Origin of the sequence: Sphingopyxis sp., assembly GCF_025869345.1 — a bacterium.
Lineage (GTDB): Bacteria > Pseudomonadota > Alphaproteobacteria > Sphingomonadales > Sphingomonadaceae > Sphingopyxis.
In genome coordinates, this window is record NZ_JAOZVW010000152.1 from 11,615 (window position 1) to 26,967 (window position 15,353).

A 15,353-nucleotide genomic window follows, 5' to 3' on the forward strand; every position below is an offset into this window, starting at 1 on the left:
GGCCGCGACGGAATGCCGTGGCCGACAGGAGGTTGATCGCCGGGGTCGGCGAACCCGGAAGTCGGTCTTTGAAAAAAATTCAGGCGGCAGGCACCGGCGCCGGGCAAAGGAAGAAGTAGCGGCATCGCGGGCAGGACCAGTCGCTCGGCTTGGGGGGAAACTCCCCTTTGTCGATTGCTGCGACGATGGTCCGGCTGGTTTCGAGCCTGGCGCCTTTCTTCCGGTCGGTCTGTTCTATGGGCGTTGTCGCGGCGTCCGCCAGATGAAAGGTTTCGACGCGGCCAGACATTCCGGCGCCCCGATTGACGGCTTCCAGCAGCAGGCTGTTTCCGATCTTGTCCGCTTCGCCCTTACTCTGCTTGCCAGCCCGAATTGTACGATAAATTGTCCCCGGCCCGTCGCCGATTATCTGATCGACATGCAGCTCGACCGTTCGTCCGCCGATCTCGACGGATAATTTCGCATCGCCTTCCATGCTCCCCGCAGCGAGGACAGGCAGAAGCCCGGCCAGCATGGCTTCCGTCAGGTTGCGGTAAGAGGCTTCGAAGACGTGTCCCACCAATGGGCTCGTGGACCACGCCTCCTCGAAGATGGCCGAGACCTGCGCCGCGTCAAGCGCAACGTCGCTTTCACGAGCCGCATCGAGGACCGCCAGCAGGCAGCGATGAGCCTCGAGATAGGCACTTTCGGGTGCATCACCGCGGAGGGCGACAACGCGCTCATAATAGAAGCGACGCGGGCAATCGTCGTAGCGCTCGATGTCGCGGTGCCTCAGCTTTGCGGGCGGCGGCGGCACCGGCAGCGGGGACGGAGCGACAACCGGGTAGATTCTGGCAATCCTCTGACAATCGGCCGAGGCCGGCAGTGCAAGTCCCGGCCGCTCGAGGAATGCCGACGGGTTCGAATTCTTGCCCGCGCGCCTAGCCGCGCGATAAAGTCGCAGATGCGTCCGCGCGCGCGACATGGCTACGAAAAAGAGGCATTCCTCTTCGGCAATGTGACTGTCGGTTTCGGCGCTGTCGTCGATCAGGCCTGCGGGCGGAGGGCAACGGGGTCGCCGGTCGGCAGCCGGGATCGTGCCAGCGTAGAGGCAGGGCAAATGGACCGCCTCGAACTCAAGCCCCTTGCTTCCATGTATCGTAAGCAGCTGAACGCCGTCGAGGCTGGAAAGCTCGTCGGGGAGACGTCTCAACTCCCTGTCATCGGCAAGCAAAACCATATGCCGGACGCGGTCCAAGCCGCGCTTGATGGGGGACCTGCTGCCGCGAAGCGGCATTGACCGCATCGCTTCGACAAGCTGGCGGACTGCCACGCGCCGCATCTCGTCACGCGGTGTCTGACCGGCCATCAGGCGGACGACATAGTCGCTTCGCTCGAACAGATACTCCATGAGGACGAACCACGGAGTGTGCCCCGCATGAAATCCCTGCAGGTGATTTCCGAGGCGCTCGAGGCCCATACGTGCGGGCACCGATAACACCGCCAAGGTCTCCGCATCGACAATGAGTTCGGTGACCGGTCGCTTCGTCTCACGCGCGATCCCCAGAAGCTTGACGACGTCGTCGAGCGGAACGCCATATTCGGGAAAGCCGGCAACGCGCAGGAGCGGGGCGTCGGCCCCGCCCACGATCGCGAGCAGCGAAAGAAGATCGCGTATTTCAGGTCGGTCGAAGAGCGGGCCAAGATAGAGGACTGGAATCCCGCGCGCTTCCAGTTCCTCGCCGACGCGCCCGAGAATGCCGTTGCTTCTGGCCAATATGGCTTGGTCTCTCAGCGCAGTTCCGCACTTCTCCAGCGCGCGGATTGCGCCGGCGAGCTCGTCCATTTCCGCATCGGTGTCTGCCGCCGCGGAAATGCTTGGAGGCGTGCCCGACTCGTCTCGGTTCGTTTCAAGCTCGAGCGGAAGCGCATAATCCGACACTTGCATGTCGTTGCCGAATTCTATGAAGCGGCTGACGATCGGCTTGGTCGAGCGATAGTTTCGGCCCAGTCTGCGCCGGAGCGAAACCGGATAGTGCTTTTTGAACTGCGCCATGTTCGCGGTCGATGCGCCGCGAAAGCGATAGATGGATTGCCTCGCATCCCCCACGACCCACAGGTTGTTTCCTTCGCCGGCGAGACCCTTGATCAGGACGGCGCTGGCGCGATTGATATCCTGATATTCGTCGACGTGGATCCATTTGAAACGCGCTCGAAGGATCTTGGCAAACTCAGCATCATCGCGAAGTTTCAGAGCCGGCAGCATGACAAGGTCGCCGTAATCGACAGCGTGAAGCTGATCGAGCTTGGCCTGATAATGTTTATAGACCAGCGCGACTTCCACGGCCTTCGCCGCGTCGAGCGCGGCGTCGGCGTCGCCTTCCTCCGCCGCCTTCTTCGCCATTGCCTCGGCCTTCTCAGCATAGTCTGCCGGGCTGGCGAGTTCGTCCTTGGCGCGGGAGATGGCGCGAAAGATGTCGCGCAGCGCAAGCGCCGGCTCGAACAGGTTCTGCAGATGGACGATGGGAAGCGTCGGCAGGCTGTCTTCCAGCAAATGGATGGCTTCGCTGCCGTCGATCAGCCTCGGGTCCTGCCCCTTGCCGAAAGTCTCGTGATATTTGCGAAGCAGCTCGAGACCGAAGGCATGAAAGGTCCCTGTCCAGATATTCGCCGCTGCGGCACCCGCCGCCTTTTCGACACGATCGGCGATCTCTCCCGCAGCCTTGTTGGAAAAGGTCAGAGCCAGTATCTCGTCGGCCTGCGCCTCCTTGTTCTTGAGAAGTCGAGATATCCGCTCCACCAGCGTTTTCGTCTTGCCGGTGCCGGGACCCGCCTCAAGCAGGAACGCCTCGCCGCGGTGAACGATCGCCTCCTCCTGAAATTGATCCGGAGGAGATGAAGGGCGGGAGGCGTTGCCCAGAGCCGCATTCATGTCCGGAAGCAGCAACGCATCGGTGAGCTGCTGGAAGACAGTTTCGCGGCGAATGCCAAGCCGGTCCGCTATGGCCGCCGCGCGCTCGCCGGCCATGAACAATTGTCGGGCAAGCGCCCTGGGCAACAGGAGCTCCCGTGCGAAGACATTGGCCTGCGCTTCGCGGCGTTCCTTGATGCCATAGGCTTCAACTCTCTGGGCCGGGTCACCCGCGCCCGGTGCGTTGTAGCCGTCGGTCACAGTCGGGCGCGGCGCCTCATGGACTGTGAAGTGGCCGACTTCATGCGCGATCACTTCTTCCCGCGCCGCGGGTTCGAGTGCATTGCTCACCAGAACGAGGCCGAATGTTCGATCGAGAACGCCGATCGATCCGGCCAGTCCCGGATCGTCCGGATCGAGCTCTTCGACCGTCAATTCACATTGTTCGATTGCGCGCTTGACCACCTCAGCAGCGTGCAGTTCGGTGAAGCCCGGGTCGACTTTGAGGCGAAGTTCGGCCGCCGCTCGCCTGATGGCGTCGAAATTTTCCACCTATTCTGCCAACGTCAGCCACTTCTCGCGCAACTCTGCGCTCATCGGCGTCATTCGTACTGCGTTTGCGAAGGATATCTTGGCAAGAGCCTGAGGGGTCTGGCTCGATCGATACTCCGTATTCGCCAAGGATGGCTCGAGATCCAAGAATCCGAACAGGGTCCCGGTCTCGACCCGCAGATAGTGCGCAAGATCGCCGATGAGGATGAGCGGGATCGTGGCTGCATCGATCATCCGGCGGCAGATTTGTCGCAGAATCGCGATCGGAAGATCGAGTTGCTGGGCAAGACTCTTCAATTCCTGCGGGGACTTGCCTTGGAAGGGATCGCAAATAGCAGCCCCCTGCCAAAGGCGCGACAGATCAGCAGCAGGTAGCGGGACATCGACCTGCGCCTCGGACTCCTCATCGATATGCCATTCCAGAGCGAAGGCCGCGATTTCCATGGCATACTCCGGATGCGCGGCCATCGCGAGACGCACCGCTTCCGGCGATACGTCGCCGTCGACACCCAGCTCCAGCAGGATGTTCGTCAATTCCTCAGAACGGTCGGTCATTGTCCCGACTCCATATGTTTGGTGATCGCTTCGGTCGCGGCCTTCAGATGAATGCGTACCATTCGCCCGGTAATCTTCATGAGCTTTTCCGCCGTCACTTCATCCGGATCGATCGATTCCTCCTTGAGTCCCAGATAATGCACCGCGACCATGGCGGTGAACTGCTTTTCAGTCAGCAGAGGCCGCAACCGGGTCAACTCCACCTTTATCTCGGCCTCGGACATACGGCTGCCGTCTCGCCGGAAAAGGATCGCGCCCATCACATCCTCGGCGCTGTCATCGCTCTCGGCCGGCACAAGCGCTTCGGCCGAGACTTCCGAACCATCGATGCGTTTGAAATGACGAATGGCGTCGATAGTCAGCGTGCGAATTGCCATGGCAAAACGGCATTCGAAGATATCGAGAACGTCGGTCCCGCCAACAAGACGGACCAGCAATTCGTCGCGGACGCGCTCGCGAACGTCGCGCCTGCGGTGTTCGGGGATACCGCCTATCCGTCCTCGCACCTGCCGATCGACCCGTTCCAGCAGGGCAGTCACGATGGCCTCATAGCTTGAGCTCGGCCCGTTCGGCCGAAAATGACGGGCGAAGTGCAAAAGGCATTCGCTCGCGATGGCATTATCTTGAGCGAGATTTGCGAGCGGCCGCATATAGGCTGCGGCAATTCCAGTCTCGATTTCTGCGGGTCGGACATACAGCGCTCCATTCTTTTTGCGCCGCCTGGTAAGCGGGCGAACGAGCGATGCGGCTCCGCCAGCTTCAGACGGGCCGTGCATCGGTAGGATCGCCATCGGAGGAATTTCCCCAACCCGGAAATGAATGTTTCATTTTTGTTCCACTCGCCCCATTCGAATGCATATTTTGCATCCACCGCGGCGACTGACCAGCAGAAAAAGGTCCGTTACAAATTCAAAGGACATGAGAGGTAGCGATAGGTCGCCTCTCGACTTGAATCAGTCGCGAATTTTTCTGGCGGCTCCTAACAGGAGATTATGCAGCGCCAAGGGCAGCTATAGCGTTCCGCCGCTCCAAAACCTGCCGGTCTGCAATCGGCCAGTCGTACGCGTTTCCAGCGACGGGTCACGGTCTGGAGTGGTTCCACGCGAAGAGGCATCGCGGTATGCGCAACATTAGTGGCCGCGCTTCCGGCAATATTGCGTTCTTGACGAGCCCGATCCGTGTCAACGGTCCAGCGTCCCGCTAGGCGCTACGACCCTCGCGCAGATCGGCCAGATCAAGTGTCGGACGATTCTCGATCACCTGCGCCCCCCGCTCATACGTCCGCTACGGACGTGGCTACTGAGGGCCTGCGCCCCCGCCTCCCTGCGCGCCTAACGCGCTCAAAAGGAAACATCGTTCGATACTCCGGTCGTAGGGCGATCGTCGGACCGACGATCCTAACCGACATATTCCACCGCTTCCATCAACCCATGTTGGTATCGGATATCGGGCGAACCGGACTTGAGGGATGCGGTTTCTAAAGCGGTATGGGCAACCTGGCGCTGCTGCTGGCGTTGAATTCTTATGGACATGCAACATGCCTCGGCGAAACCGATCGATCGTCTGCTCGATGAAATCGCAAGATGCGACGCATGTTCGGCGCAGCTTTCTCACGGCGTCCGGCCGGTTCTCCAAGCGTCGGCGACCGCACGCCTGCTGATTGCGAGCCAGGCACCGGGTTCAAAAGTCCATAAGTCAGGCATTCCCTTTTCCGACCGGTCGGGTGACCGGCTGCGCGAATGGACCGGACTCTCATCGGACAAATTTTACGATCCGGCTCTGGTAGCGATTGTGCCGATGGGGTTTTGTTACCCAGGACGGGGCCAGGCTGGCGACGCGCCGCCGCGGCCGGAATGCGCGCCGCTATGGCGTGACCGCCTTCTGAGCGCGCTTTCGGCCGTTCGCCTGACGCTCCTGGTGGGCAGCTATGCACAGAACGCCGTGCTCGGCCTCGGAACGGTCGGCGACCGCGTCCGCCGTTATCGCGACTTCCTGCCTCACTATTTTCCGCTTCCGCACCCCTCGTGGCGGTCGCAGGTCTGGATGCGGCAAAATCCATGGTTCGAGATCGAGCTTCTCCCGGAACTGCGGCGGTGCGTCACCGCGGCCCTGCCGACGGACGGCGAGTGAGCCGCGCGATGTTACCAATCTTCACGATCGGCCATTCGACACGGCCGATCGAAACCTTCATTGCTATGCTGCGCGATGCCGGAGTGACGATGCTGGCGGACGTGCGCTCGATTCCGAAGTCGCGGACGAATCCTGACTATAATCTCGCCACGCTGCCCGAGACCTTGGCGCCCTATCAAATCGGGCACATTCATATCGCCGAACTCGGCGGCCGCCGCCCGCGGCAGCCCGGGGTCGATCCGGCGCTTAATGCCTTCTGGCAGAACCAGAGCTTCCGCAATTATGCCGACTATGCCTTCTCGAAGTCCTTCGGGACCGGCTATCGGCGTCTCCTCGATCTCAGCGCAAAGCAGCGCTGCGCGATCATGTGCGCTGAAGCTGTCTGGTGGCGATGCCATCGGCGGATCATCGGGGATTATCTTCTAAGCGACGGACGCGAGGTGCTGCATTTGATGGCGCCGGGGCGAACCGAGCGCGCGAAGCTTACCGCCGCTGCACGCCCGGAAGGTGGCCATCTTGTTTATCCGCCGGAACGATGATCATCCGCGGTACTACGAAGAGCGGGCTTGCTGGCCTGGGGCCGGAGGCGCGATGGTGACTTGGCGATGGGGGTTGAATTGCGCGACTGCAATCTTGGGAGTGCCTGTTGGGACGACCAACTGCGGCAACGCCTGCTTCCTTTTTATCGGTGCTCCAAACCGGTCCGACCGCAAGCGGCCAACTGCCGCGGTGGGTTGTGCTCGCCGCATTGCGCTCGTTCGACGGCGGCAGCGGGGAGCGCGCACCCGACCCGTGATCGGCAACAACGTCGTGGTGCCGTGCGGAGGCTTGCTGTCGACGGCGGAAAGATGATCATCGTGTTGGTGCGCTATCGCTGCTCCTGCCTTCGATGATGCGAACGAACCGGTAGCTCTTCTGCTCGAATTTCAGCGACCGGAAGAAATTATGGGCATTGTTGACCATGATGTCGCTCATCGCCTCGATCTCACGGCATCCTGCCTTGGCGATCGCGCCTTCGGCAGCGGACAGCAACGCGGTCCCGACCCCGCTGCGCCGCTCGGGCTTGTCGACGAGCAGGAGCGTGATGCGGCCGATTGGCCCGCGCTGGATCGTCGGCACGACCGCCCAGGCACAGCAACCGATCACCGCGCCTTGCTCGGCGACCAGCAATTGTCCCCGGGATTTGCGCAGCAACTCCATATTCGCGGTAACGCGAGCCTTGTCGGCTTTGGGTCCGGCCAGTTGATTCATCAGCTTCGCAACCGGAGCGGCATCGGCGGTCTTCGCCGGACGCACGACGAGGTTTTTCTCGGGCGGGGGAGGCTCTTTCGGGACGATGCGCAGTGCGGGTTTCGCACGTGCTGGACGGTCGGCCGGTAGCGGTTCTCTGCGGGCCGGCGCTTTGGGCACCTCGACCTGGCTGCGGCGTGGGGATGACGATGTTCTCCGACGCATCGGGCCTTCGTCATCAGGGCGATCAGCAACAGCTATTTTCTTCTTGAGCGTCTTGGCATCGGGTGTCGTCTCGGCCGAAAGCTTCCAGCTGCTGAGCGTGCCACCGCGCAAATATTCCTCGACCTCCTCAGCCGACGCGGTGAGGCCAGCCTCGCCAATCCCGAGCAATGGCTTTCCGGACGCGTTGGTCAGACCGTATTTGCCGTAATCGCCGACCCCGGGCGTGCGCTTGCGCGAGCGGACGAGCTTCATCCCGCGATGCTCGGCCATTGCGCGGAGTTCGTCAGGTCCGATCTCTTCCTTCATTGCCGTGCGCTCGCCATGCGGGTTGCTGGGGAACATCGCGCCGGTGAATGCGCTGTGTTGCCATGCGCGCACATCAATTTCCCAAAAGCTCGATCATCGACCGGATCATCTACGACGACGAGGCCCGCACATTGTGCATATCCTTCCGCGGGACGGGTAAGTATATCTATGAGGGCGTGCCCGCGGCGCTGTTCGAGGCATTCTGCCGCGCGGCTTCGGCGGGAAGCTTCTTCAACGAGCGTATCAAGGATCGCTATCGCTTCCGGCGCGATCCCGAGCGGCGGAGGTTCGGCCCGAACGCCTGACTGGGTCGGCATGTCGGGCTCGCCCGTACGCTCAGGCGCGCTTGCGCGTCGGCGCCTTCGCGGGCGCCTTCTTCGCGGCAGCCTTGGCCGGCGATTTTTTCGCGGCAGGCTTTGCCTTGCTGCCGTCGCCGATCGATTTCTTGAGCGCCGCCATCAGGTCTACGACGTTGGAGCCGCGTGTCTCCTTGTCGCCGTCTGCGCTCTCGATATTGAGTGTCTTGCCCTTCTTCTTGCGGTCGATCAGGTCCCGCAGCGCCTCGACATAACGGTCGTGGAAATCGCTCGCGTCGAACTTGCCGGTCTTCTTGTCGATCAGTGTCGTCGCCAGATCGAGCAGTTCCTCGTCCGGGTCGCCGTCGCCGATATCGCGGAAATAGCTCGCCGCCTTGTTGACCTCGTCCGCGTAACGTAGCGTCTCCATCACGAGGCCGCGCCCGCACGCCTTGATGCTGACGACATATTCTCGCCCGCGCATCGCAAGCTGGCCGAGCCCGACCTTGTTGCTGCGGCGAAGCGCCTCGCGCAGCACGATGAAGGCTTCCTCGGCGAGATCGTCGGCAGGGACGACATAATAGGGTTTTTCGAAGTAGATTTCGTCGATGTCCTGCGCCTCGACGAACTGGGTGAGTTCGAGCGTTTTCTTGCTCTCTAGCTTAACGCCCTCGATCTCCTCCTCGTCGAGTAGGACATATTCGCCCTTCGCATATTCGAAGCCTTTGACGATCTCGTCGACGTCGACCGGGCCGATGCCCGGCACGACCTTTTCATATTTGATGCGCTGGCCCGACGGTTCGTGAATTTGGTTGAACGCGATCGTCGCGCCGCTCTTGGTTGCCGAATAGATTTCGACCGGGATCGAAACCAGCGCCAAGCGGATCTGGCCTTTCCAATAGGGTCGTGCAGCCATGATTTTTTCCTTTGAACCAGATTCCTTCAATCCGCGATGCAGGCGGACGTTCCGCGCTATGGCCTGCTGAATCCGGAGTTCGCCCACTGAGGCGGTAAAATCTCGATCAACTCCGGCAGCAAAGTCTCTGTGTGGGCCGATCCGATATGAGCGTAGAAACATCAGGCGGCGCCGTGCGCGCCGCGACCCGCCAGGCACCATTGGCATGGCTTCCCGCAGCAGAACTGCCGCGTGCCCTGACTAGGTGTTTTTGCCGCGACCGTTGGAATCTTCTCTATTCGGCCGCGCGCGGCGACGGCCATCCCGCGCTCGACTTGCCAGGCCTCCTTGCGGACGATCGATCGACAGCAGCAATCCAATGATATGATTCCCCTAGTCCGAGTCAACGGAGTCAGGCCCGTGCGCGTTTCTGGAACTTCTGGACCCTAGGCCGGGTCCAGCGTCGTCGAGGGACAGAGAGGAGACAGGCGATGCCGCGCGGTGACAAATCGAGCTATACTGACAAGCAGAAGCGCGAGGCCGCGCAAATCGAGGAAAGCTATGAAGAGCGCGGCGTCGGCAAGAAGGAAGCGGAGAGTCAGGCCTGGGCGACCGTGAACAAGGAATCGGATGGCGGCAACAAATCGGGCTCGGGCCGCGGGAAGAAGGATACGCACGTGTCGGCGCGCAAAGGAGGCCGCAAGAGCGGCACAAGCCAGAGCGCCGCATCACGTTCGGTCGCGGCGAAGAAGGGGTGGGAAACGCCGCCGCTGCTCAAAAGGCTGAAACGGATGCGGTAAACGCGATACAGTCTTAGTGTGCAGATCAGTCGATGCCGACGGGACTCTGCATCTTGACGTCGTCGCCGCTTATCTCCCCATCCTCCGGGCCGCTACCGTCGTCCGGTCGCTCGCTCACGACCCCGCCGCGGTTTTCGATCTCTTGCCCCTCGATCTTTTCGCTGCATCCTGCCAGCACTAGCGCCAGCGGCACGCACGACAATGTGATTACCCGCATCGCCTACCTGCCTCCGCGACCAGCGGGAAGGCGGAATGCCAGCATCTGTCGCATCTCTTCGAATCCCCGATATGACCTTTGGTTCCGGCTCCATGATAACTGCGTCCGTCACGCCTCGGTTTGGCCGGCGCGAAGGCCGCGCGTCGTCGGTCGCAGCGCGTCGTAGCGCGGAAGCCCGTCGATCGGCTGCGCCCAGGCGGGCGCCGATGCGGCGTAAAGATGGAAGGCGGGCTGTACCGCTTCCGGGTCGTCGAGCGAGCCGGCCGCGATATCGATTTCGAGTGGTTGATGGGCGACATGGATCGTCAGCGGGTGCTGCAGTCGATACGGTAAGTTCGCATGCCAAAGTCGGTCGACGCAAACCGGCCGACACGATCATCGCCTTGAGTGAGCCTATAGTGGGCAAGCGCGACGGTCGTGAAGACCATGCCTCCCGACCCCGACAGGCGCTGGCACAGCTGGCAATGGCACCACCCGGCGTCATAGGGCTCCGCGTCAAGGCGGTAGCGGATCTGTCCGCATGCGCAGCCGCCGGTCAGCATCTTGCGGTCCTAATCTGTCGACGCATCGCCGCTTCCTTTCGCTGTCTTGCCGATACGCGTGCGGCGCGCTTCGCCGAGTTCGATCCACGCCGGGGCGTGATCGCTCGTCTTCTCCCAGCCGCGAGGGCGCGTATCGACGCCGGCAGCCCTGAGGCGCTTCGTCGCGGCCTTGTTGAGGAGGAGATGGTCGATGCGGATGCCGGCGTTGCGCTCGAACGACTGCCGCCAGTAGGCCCAGAAGCTGTAGATGCGCTCGTCAGGATGGAGGTGGCGGATCGCGTCGGTCCAGCCTTGCCCGAGCAGCTCTTGATAGGCGGCGCGTGCTTCGGGGGAAAAGAGTGCGTCCTTCTTCCAATTGTCGGGCTTGTAGACATCCTCGTCGGTCGGGATCAGATTATAGTCGCCGCATGCGACGACGGGTGCTTCGAGATCGTACAGCGTCCCGAGATGCGCGTGCAGCCGCGCCATCCACCGGAGCTTGTAGTCGAACTTGGGTCCCGGCCAGGGATTGCCGTTCGGAAGGTAGAAGCCGGCGATCAGGACGCCGCCGACCGCCGCCTCGATATAGCGGCTCTGCTCGTCGTCCGGGTCGCCCGGAAGCCCGCGCCGCGTCTCGTGGATTTCGCCGACACGGCTCAGCATCGCGACCCCGTTCCAGCGGCTTTGCCCGTGCCAGATCACGTCATAGCCCGCATCGCGGATCGCTTTCTGGGGGAATTTCTCCTGCGGAACCTTCAGTTCCTGCAGGCAGACGATGTCGGGCTCGGCGAGCTTCAGCCATTTAAGGAGTATGGGAAGGCGGCCGTTGATCCCGTTCACATTATAGGTCGCGATCCTCACAGGTCGGGAAGCTCCTGCGCGGCGCGGCCCCAGCCTTGCAGTGCCTTCAGCGATGCCTGCTTGATCAGCTCTTTCGCGTCGGTGATGCGGAAATGCGACGGCTTGTCGATCGTCTCCATCTCCTTCCAGCAGATCGGCGCCGCGACGGGGGCGCCTTCGCGCGCGCGCGCCGAATAAGGCATCACAGCGGTCGCCCCGCGCTGGTTGCGCAGATAATCGACGAAGATGCGGCCCTTGCGCTGCGCCTTCGGGAGCGCTGCGGTGAAATTGTCGGGATCGCTCTGCGCCACCGCCTGCGCGAGCCGGTGCGCGAAGTCTTTCACCTCGCCCCATTCGGCGCGCGGTACCAACGGCGCGATGACATGGACGCCCTTTCCGCCGGTGAGCATCGGGAAGGTCTCGAGCCCGATCGATTTCAATATGTCGCGAAAGTGAAAGGCGGCCTTTCGCACCGCCTCGAAATCGAGACCCTCGTCGGGATCGAGGTCGAAAACGAGACGGTCGGCCTTTTCGACATCCTCGATCCGCGCGCCCCAGCCATGGAACTCGATCGTTCCCATCTGGACGCAGGTGAGCAACCCCTCGGGCGTATCCATATAGAGATAAGGCTCTTCCTCGCCGTCCTTCTCGACGATCGCGACCTGCTTGACGGCGTCGCCGAAGGCGCCGGCGTCATGCTTCTGGAAGAAGCATTTCTTCGCACGCCCCTGCGGGCAGCGGACGAGGCTGATGGGGCGCGAGCCCGCCCAAGGCAGCATGATCGGCGCGACGGCGGCATAGTAATCGGCAAGCGCGCCCTTGGTTAGATTGGCCTCGGGGTAGATCACGCGGTCGCGGTTGCTGATCGGAACCGGGGACGCGGCACTGGCCTCGGACGTCTCGGCTTCGGTCTCGAGTACCACCGCTTCGGCCTTCTTGTCCTCGCGAAGCCCGAGATAGCTCGGATGCCGGAGCGTGCCCTCGCGGGTCATCTCGGTATAGGCGATCTCGGCGACGAGTTTCGGCTCGATCCAGTGCGCGCCGCGCGTCTCTGGACGCGGGGCGGCGACCGTCGGCTCCTTGCGGGCAAGCGGCTTCATCAGCTCCTGGAGGCGAAAGAGTTCGGCGGTATCGAAACCCGTCCCGACTTTGCCGGCGTAGCGTAACTCGCCTTTCTCGTGGATGCCGAGCATCAGCGACCGAAAGCTGCGCGACTTGTCCGATGGCGTCCATCCGACGACGACAAATTCCTGACGCTTGATGCATTTGGTCTTCAGCCAGCTTCCGGCGCGCGAGCCGACATATCTCGCATCGGCCTTTTTCGAAATCACACCTTCGAGCCCCGCGCTGCAGAAACTCGCGATCAGCTTTTCGCCGCTGCCCGTGATATGCTCGGAAAAGCGGATGCGCTTGCCCGCCTTGGGCAGGATCCTCGCGAGCTTCGCCTTGCGCTCGACGAGCGGCAGCTGCACGAGGTCCACGCCGTCGAGTTCGAGCAGGTCGAACGCAAAATAATCGATCGCATCGGGCGAAGATTTGAGCGCATTCTGGAGCGACTGGAAATTGGACCGGCCGTCGGCATCGAGCACCACGGCCTCGCCGTCGATGAGCGCGGACCTGACCTTGAGCCCGGCAGCCGCTTCGAGCAACGGCGCAAATTTTTCGGACCAATCGAGGCCCGATCGCGTATAGGCGCGTGCCTCGCGGCCGCCGATGGCGATCAGCAGCCGGTAGCCATCATATTTCATCTCGTGCAACCACCCGTTCCCGGCGGGAACCCTGTCAACGAGCGTGGCGAGCTGGACGGCGCGGAAGGGAGGCGGCTTTAAGCCTTGTGGTGCGGCTTTGGTAGCTCTCCGCCGTGGCTTCGGGGAAGCGCCTCCGCGAGGCGACGGGCGGGTTGCTGCAGCCATGGTGTCTAGACCGACAGGCGCGGCTTTCGTTCCGCGCCGGGCCGCTCGGGTCGCGGCAGGCTGCAGTCGATGACGAAAAGCGCGAGGGTTAGCGCAACTTCATCACTGACGGATCGTTTCCCTTTTCGACTGCGGGCGGGTCAAAAATGGAGACTGCAATGAAACCCGTTGATTTGGACGCCACGCATATCCTTGCCGCCGACCATCGCACCGTCGAAGGACTGTTCGAACAATTCGAGAAGGCTTCGGGTTCGGACAAGAAGGGAAAGCTCGCCAAGCAGATTTGCACCGAGCTCAAGATCCACGCCCAGATCGAGGAGGAAGTTTTCTATCCGGCGCTCAAGGGCAAGATCGACGACGATCTTCTGAAGGAAGCGTGGGTCGAGCATGACGGCGCAAAGGTTCTGATCAACGACATCGAGGCGTCGAGCCCCGATGACGAATTTTTCGATGCCAAGGTCACGGTGCTGTCTGAAGAAATCAAGCATCATGTTCGCGAAGAAGAGAAGCAGCAGGACAATATGTTTCAGCAGGCGCGCGCTGCCGACGTCGACCTCGAGGCGCTCGGACAGGCGATGCTCGCGCGCAAGGAGGAGCTGAAAGCGCAGGCTGACAGTAGCGGGTTGCCGCCTGCCGAGCTGGCCACCCTCACGGCCTGAGGAGAGGTGCGGTGCCGGTCACGGGATGGAAACTCGCTCCCGCAAGCCGCGAGTTCCTCGTCGACATCTTCCCGCCGCGCTGGCGGGACCTCGTGGGTGATCATGTGACGCTAAACGCGCAAGCTTCGCGCCGTGACCCACCGCCGCCCGCGGCGGATGCCGCCGTCATCGGACATGCCGATGACGGCGAAGGGCTCGAAGCACTGGTCGTCGCCATCAACGGCCGGGCCGACCGGCCCGACGGCAGTATTTTTCACATCACCTGGTCGCTCGACCGCGAGAATGGTCGCAAGGCGTCCGAGAGCAATGCCCTCATCGCTGAGGGCGGTTGGCGCCCGCTCGCAGCGCCGATCGCGATCGAGCTGATGCCCGCGCGCTTTTGATGCGGCTGTTTCTTGACTGTGACGGCGTGCTCGCCGACTTCGAGAGCCGCGCGGGCGAAATCCTCGGCATGCATCCGCGCGCTTTCGAGAAAAGACGCGGCCTGCCGACTTTCTGGCGCGAGCTCGCGCGCGCGCCCGACTTCTACGCGACCCTGCCGCTGCTCCCCGGGGCGCGGCGCCTGCTCGAGGCGGTTCGCCATCTTGACCCGGTCATCCTCACCGGCTGTCCGCGCGGCGGCTGGGCGGAGGCACAGAAAGTGCGCTGGGCAGCCGAACATTTCCCCGGCACGCGGATCATTACGTGCATGGCCGCCGACAAGCGTCGACACGGAGCGCGCGGCGATGTTCTCGTCGACGACACCCTCAAGCACCGGCATCTTTGGGAGGCAATGGGCGGGACGTTCGTGCACCATCGCGGCGTTTGCAGAACCCTAGATGCACTTCGCAACCTTGGCTTGGACGTTCGCGATCCCCTTGGTCGGCTGGAGGCGGCAACGGCCTCTCCAGGTGGCGCAAATTTACGCCAAGCCGTTGAAGGAGGCGGAACATTCAGTCAGGGAAAGCGTCCTTTTCATGCCTATCCCCCAGGCAGTTTGGAAGAGGAGAGCATCATGTCTCAGAATAACCAGCAGGGCGGCAATCAGCCCAATCAGAATCCCGGCCAGCAGGAACAGCAGGACGGTCAGCGCCAGAACCAGCAGGGCCAGAACCCTGGCCAGGGCGGCCAGCAGGAACAGCAAGACCAGCAGCGGCGCCAGCCGGGTCAGGACAATGGCCAGGGCAACCGGGACAATCAGGCCGGGCGCGACGACGAGAGGCGTCAGAACCGCTAAAACCGACGCCGACAAAGGACTTGCGGGTCCTCACCGAGCCGGGCCGCATTGATGCGGTCCGGTTCTTTTATGCGGTCGGATTTTTCAGGGCACACAAGCGCCTATCCA

General features: G+C 62.4%; 16 protein-coding genes. 7 read left to right on the forward strand and 9 right to left on the reverse strand.

Annotation, left to right across the window (positions count from 1 at the left end):
* Positions 1-79: 79 nt before the first annotated feature.
* The 3 genes from OJI97_RS16885 to OJI97_RS16895 are packed head-to-tail and all read right to left on the reverse strand — an operon-like array spanning position 80 to position 4,788.
* On the reverse strand, positions 80-3,442 hold the full coding sequence (locus tag OJI97_RS16885; RefSeq protein WP_297665414.1) for an ATP-dependent helicase: 3,363 nt from the start codon (positions 3,440-3,442) through the stop codon (positions 80-82).
* Positions 3,443-3,997, reverse strand: a complete 555-nt coding sequence (locus OJI97_RS16890) for a hypothetical protein (protein WP_297665416.1) — start codon at positions 3,995-3,997, stop codon at positions 3,443-3,445. It lies immediately after the preceding gene.
* The gene (locus OJI97_RS16895; protein WP_297665418.1) at positions 3,994-4,788 is read right to left on the reverse strand and encodes a hypothetical protein; all 795 of its coding nucleotides are present in this window, start codon (positions 4,786-4,788) and stop codon (positions 3,994-3,996) included. Before OJI97_RS16895 ends, OJI97_RS16890 begins: the two co-directional genes overlap by 4 nt.
* Positions 4,789-5,527: 739 nt before the next feature.
* On the opposite strand from OJI97_RS16895, the gene OJI97_RS16900 reads away from it, so the two are divergent.
* Entirely contained in the window at positions 5,528-6,127 is a 600-nt protein-coding gene (locus OJI97_RS16900) for a uracil-DNA glycosylase family protein (RefSeq protein ID WP_297665420.1), read from the forward strand.
* A complete protein-coding gene (locus tag OJI97_RS16905; protein WP_297665422.1) occupies positions 6,124-6,666 on the forward strand; it encodes a DUF488 family protein in 543 nt (180 codons plus the stop codon). Before OJI97_RS16900 ends, OJI97_RS16905 begins: the two co-directional genes overlap by 4 nt.
* A 313-nt stretch (positions 6,667-6,979) precedes the next feature.
* On the opposite strand, the gene OJI97_RS16910 is transcribed toward OJI97_RS16905, so the two are convergent.
* Positions 6,980-7,924, reverse strand: a complete 945-nt coding sequence (locus OJI97_RS16910; RefSeq protein ID WP_297665426.1) for a GNAT family N-acetyltransferase — start codon at positions 7,922-7,924, stop codon at positions 6,980-6,982.
* A gap of 26 nt (positions 7,925-7,950) precedes the next feature.
* On the opposite strand from OJI97_RS16910, the gene OJI97_RS16915 reads away from it, so the two are divergent.
* Positions 7,951-8,193: a KTSC domain-containing protein gene (locus OJI97_RS16915; RefSeq protein WP_297665428.1), complete on the forward strand. Its 243-nt coding sequence runs from the start codon at positions 7,951-7,953 to the stop codon at positions 8,191-8,193.
* Between the two features lie 31 nt (positions 8,194-8,224).
* On the opposite strand, the gene OJI97_RS16920 is transcribed toward OJI97_RS16915, so the two are convergent.
* The gene (locus OJI97_RS16920; protein WP_297665430.1) at positions 8,225-9,100 is read right to left on the reverse strand and encodes a Ku protein; all 876 of its coding nucleotides are present in this window, start codon (positions 9,098-9,100) and stop codon (positions 8,225-8,227) included.
* Between the two features lie 470 nt (positions 9,101-9,570).
* On the opposite strand from OJI97_RS16920, the gene OJI97_RS16925 reads away from it, so the two are divergent.
* Positions 9,571-9,879, forward strand: coding sequence for a plasmid stabilization protein (locus tag OJI97_RS16925; protein ID WP_297665432.1), 309 nt, complete (start codon positions 9,571-9,573; stop codon positions 9,877-9,879).
* Positions 9,880-9,904: 25 nt separating this feature from the next.
* On the opposite strand, the gene OJI97_RS16930 is transcribed toward OJI97_RS16925, so the two are convergent.
* The 4 genes from OJI97_RS16930 to ligD form a co-directional block, all read right to left on the reverse strand.
* Complete coding sequence (locus tag OJI97_RS16930; RefSeq protein WP_297665434.1) at positions 9,905-10,096, reverse strand: hypothetical protein; 192 nt, start codon at positions 10,094-10,096, stop codon at positions 9,905-9,907.
* A gap of 305 nt (positions 10,097-10,401) precedes the next feature.
* Positions 10,402-10,638 carry a GFA family protein gene (locus OJI97_RS19040; protein WP_367184783.1) on the reverse strand — a complete coding sequence of 79 codons (237 nt, stop codon included), beginning with the start codon at positions 10,636-10,638 and terminating at the stop codon, positions 10,402-10,404.
* A 9-nt stretch (positions 10,639-10,647) separates the two neighbouring features.
* Positions 10,648-11,478 (reverse strand): exodeoxyribonuclease III, encoded by an 831-nt coding sequence (gene xth, locus OJI97_RS16935; protein ID WP_297665436.1) that lies wholly within the window; start codon positions 11,476-11,478, stop codon positions 10,648-10,650.
* The gene (ligD, locus tag OJI97_RS16940) at positions 11,475-13,370 is read right to left on the reverse strand and encodes a DNA ligase D (RefSeq protein WP_297665438.1); all 1,896 of its coding nucleotides are present in this window, start codon (positions 13,368-13,370) and stop codon (positions 11,475-11,477) included. The genes xth and ligD overlap by 4 nt, the downstream gene beginning before the upstream one ends.
* Positions 13,371-13,528: 158 nt before the next feature.
* Between ligD and OJI97_RS16945 the strand changes: the two genes are divergently transcribed.
* The 3 genes from OJI97_RS16945 to OJI97_RS16955 are packed head-to-tail and all read left to right on the forward strand — an operon-like array spanning position 13,529 to position 15,245.
* The gene (locus OJI97_RS16945) at positions 13,529-14,029 is read left to right on the forward strand and encodes a hemerythrin domain-containing protein (RefSeq protein ID WP_297665439.1); all 501 of its coding nucleotides are present in this window, start codon (positions 13,529-13,531) and stop codon (positions 14,027-14,029) included.
* Positions 14,030-14,040: 11 nt separating this feature from the next.
* Positions 14,041-14,412: a hypothetical protein gene (locus tag OJI97_RS16950; RefSeq protein WP_297665441.1), complete on the forward strand. Its 372-nt coding sequence runs from the start codon at positions 14,041-14,043 to the stop codon at positions 14,410-14,412.
* Positions 14,412-15,245 (forward strand): hypothetical protein, encoded by an 834-nt coding sequence (locus OJI97_RS16955; RefSeq protein WP_297665443.1) that lies wholly within the window; start codon positions 14,412-14,414, stop codon positions 15,243-15,245. Before OJI97_RS16950 ends, OJI97_RS16955 begins: the two co-directional genes overlap by 1 nt.
* The last annotated feature ends 108 nt before the right edge of the window (positions 15,246-15,353 follow it).

Bases quoted from the DNA above. Each gene is read 5' to 3' on its own strand.
- OJI97_RS16890 (WP_297665416.1), bottom strand. From the start codon at position 3,997: ATGACCGACCGTTCTGAGGAATTGACGAACATCCTGCTGGAGCTGGGT.
- ligD (WP_297665438.1), bottom strand. From the start codon at position 13,370: ATGGCTGCAGCAACCCGCCCGTCGCCTCGCGGAGGCGCTTCCCCGAAG.
- OJI97_RS16930 (WP_297665434.1), bottom strand. From the start codon at position 10,096: ATGCGGGTAATCACATTGTCGTGCGTGCCGCTGGCGCTAGTGCTGGCA.
- OJI97_RS16915 (WP_297665428.1), top strand. From the start codon at position 7,951: ATGCGCGCACATCAATTTCCCAAAAGCTCGATCATCGACCGGATCATC.
- OJI97_RS19040 (WP_367184783.1), bottom strand. From the start codon at position 10,638: ATGCTGACCGGCGGCTGCGCATGCGGACAGATCCGCTACCGCCTTGAC.
- OJI97_RS16955 (WP_297665443.1), top strand. From the start codon at position 14,412: ATGCGGCTGTTTCTTGACTGTGACGGCGTGCTCGCCGACTTCGAGAGC.
- OJI97_RS16910 (WP_297665426.1), bottom strand. From the start codon at position 7,924: ATGTTCCCCAGCAACCCGCATGGCGAGCGCACGGCAATGAAGGAAGAG.
- OJI97_RS16925 (WP_297665432.1), top strand. From the start codon at position 9,571: ATGCCGCGCGGTGACAAATCGAGCTATACTGACAAGCAGAAGCGCGAG.
- OJI97_RS16900 (WP_297665420.1), top strand. From the start codon at position 5,528: ATGCAACATGCCTCGGCGAAACCGATCGATCGTCTGCTCGATGAAATC.
- OJI97_RS16945 (WP_297665439.1), top strand. From the start codon at position 13,529: ATGAAACCCGTTGATTTGGACGCCACGCATATCCTTGCCGCCGACCAT.
- OJI97_RS16895 (WP_297665418.1), bottom strand. From the start codon at position 4,788: ATGGCGATCCTACCGATGCACGGCCCGTCTGAAGCTGGCGGAGCCGCA.
- OJI97_RS16920 (WP_297665430.1), bottom strand. From the start codon at position 9,100: ATGGCTGCACGACCCTATTGGAAAGGCCAGATCCGCTTGGCGCTGGTT.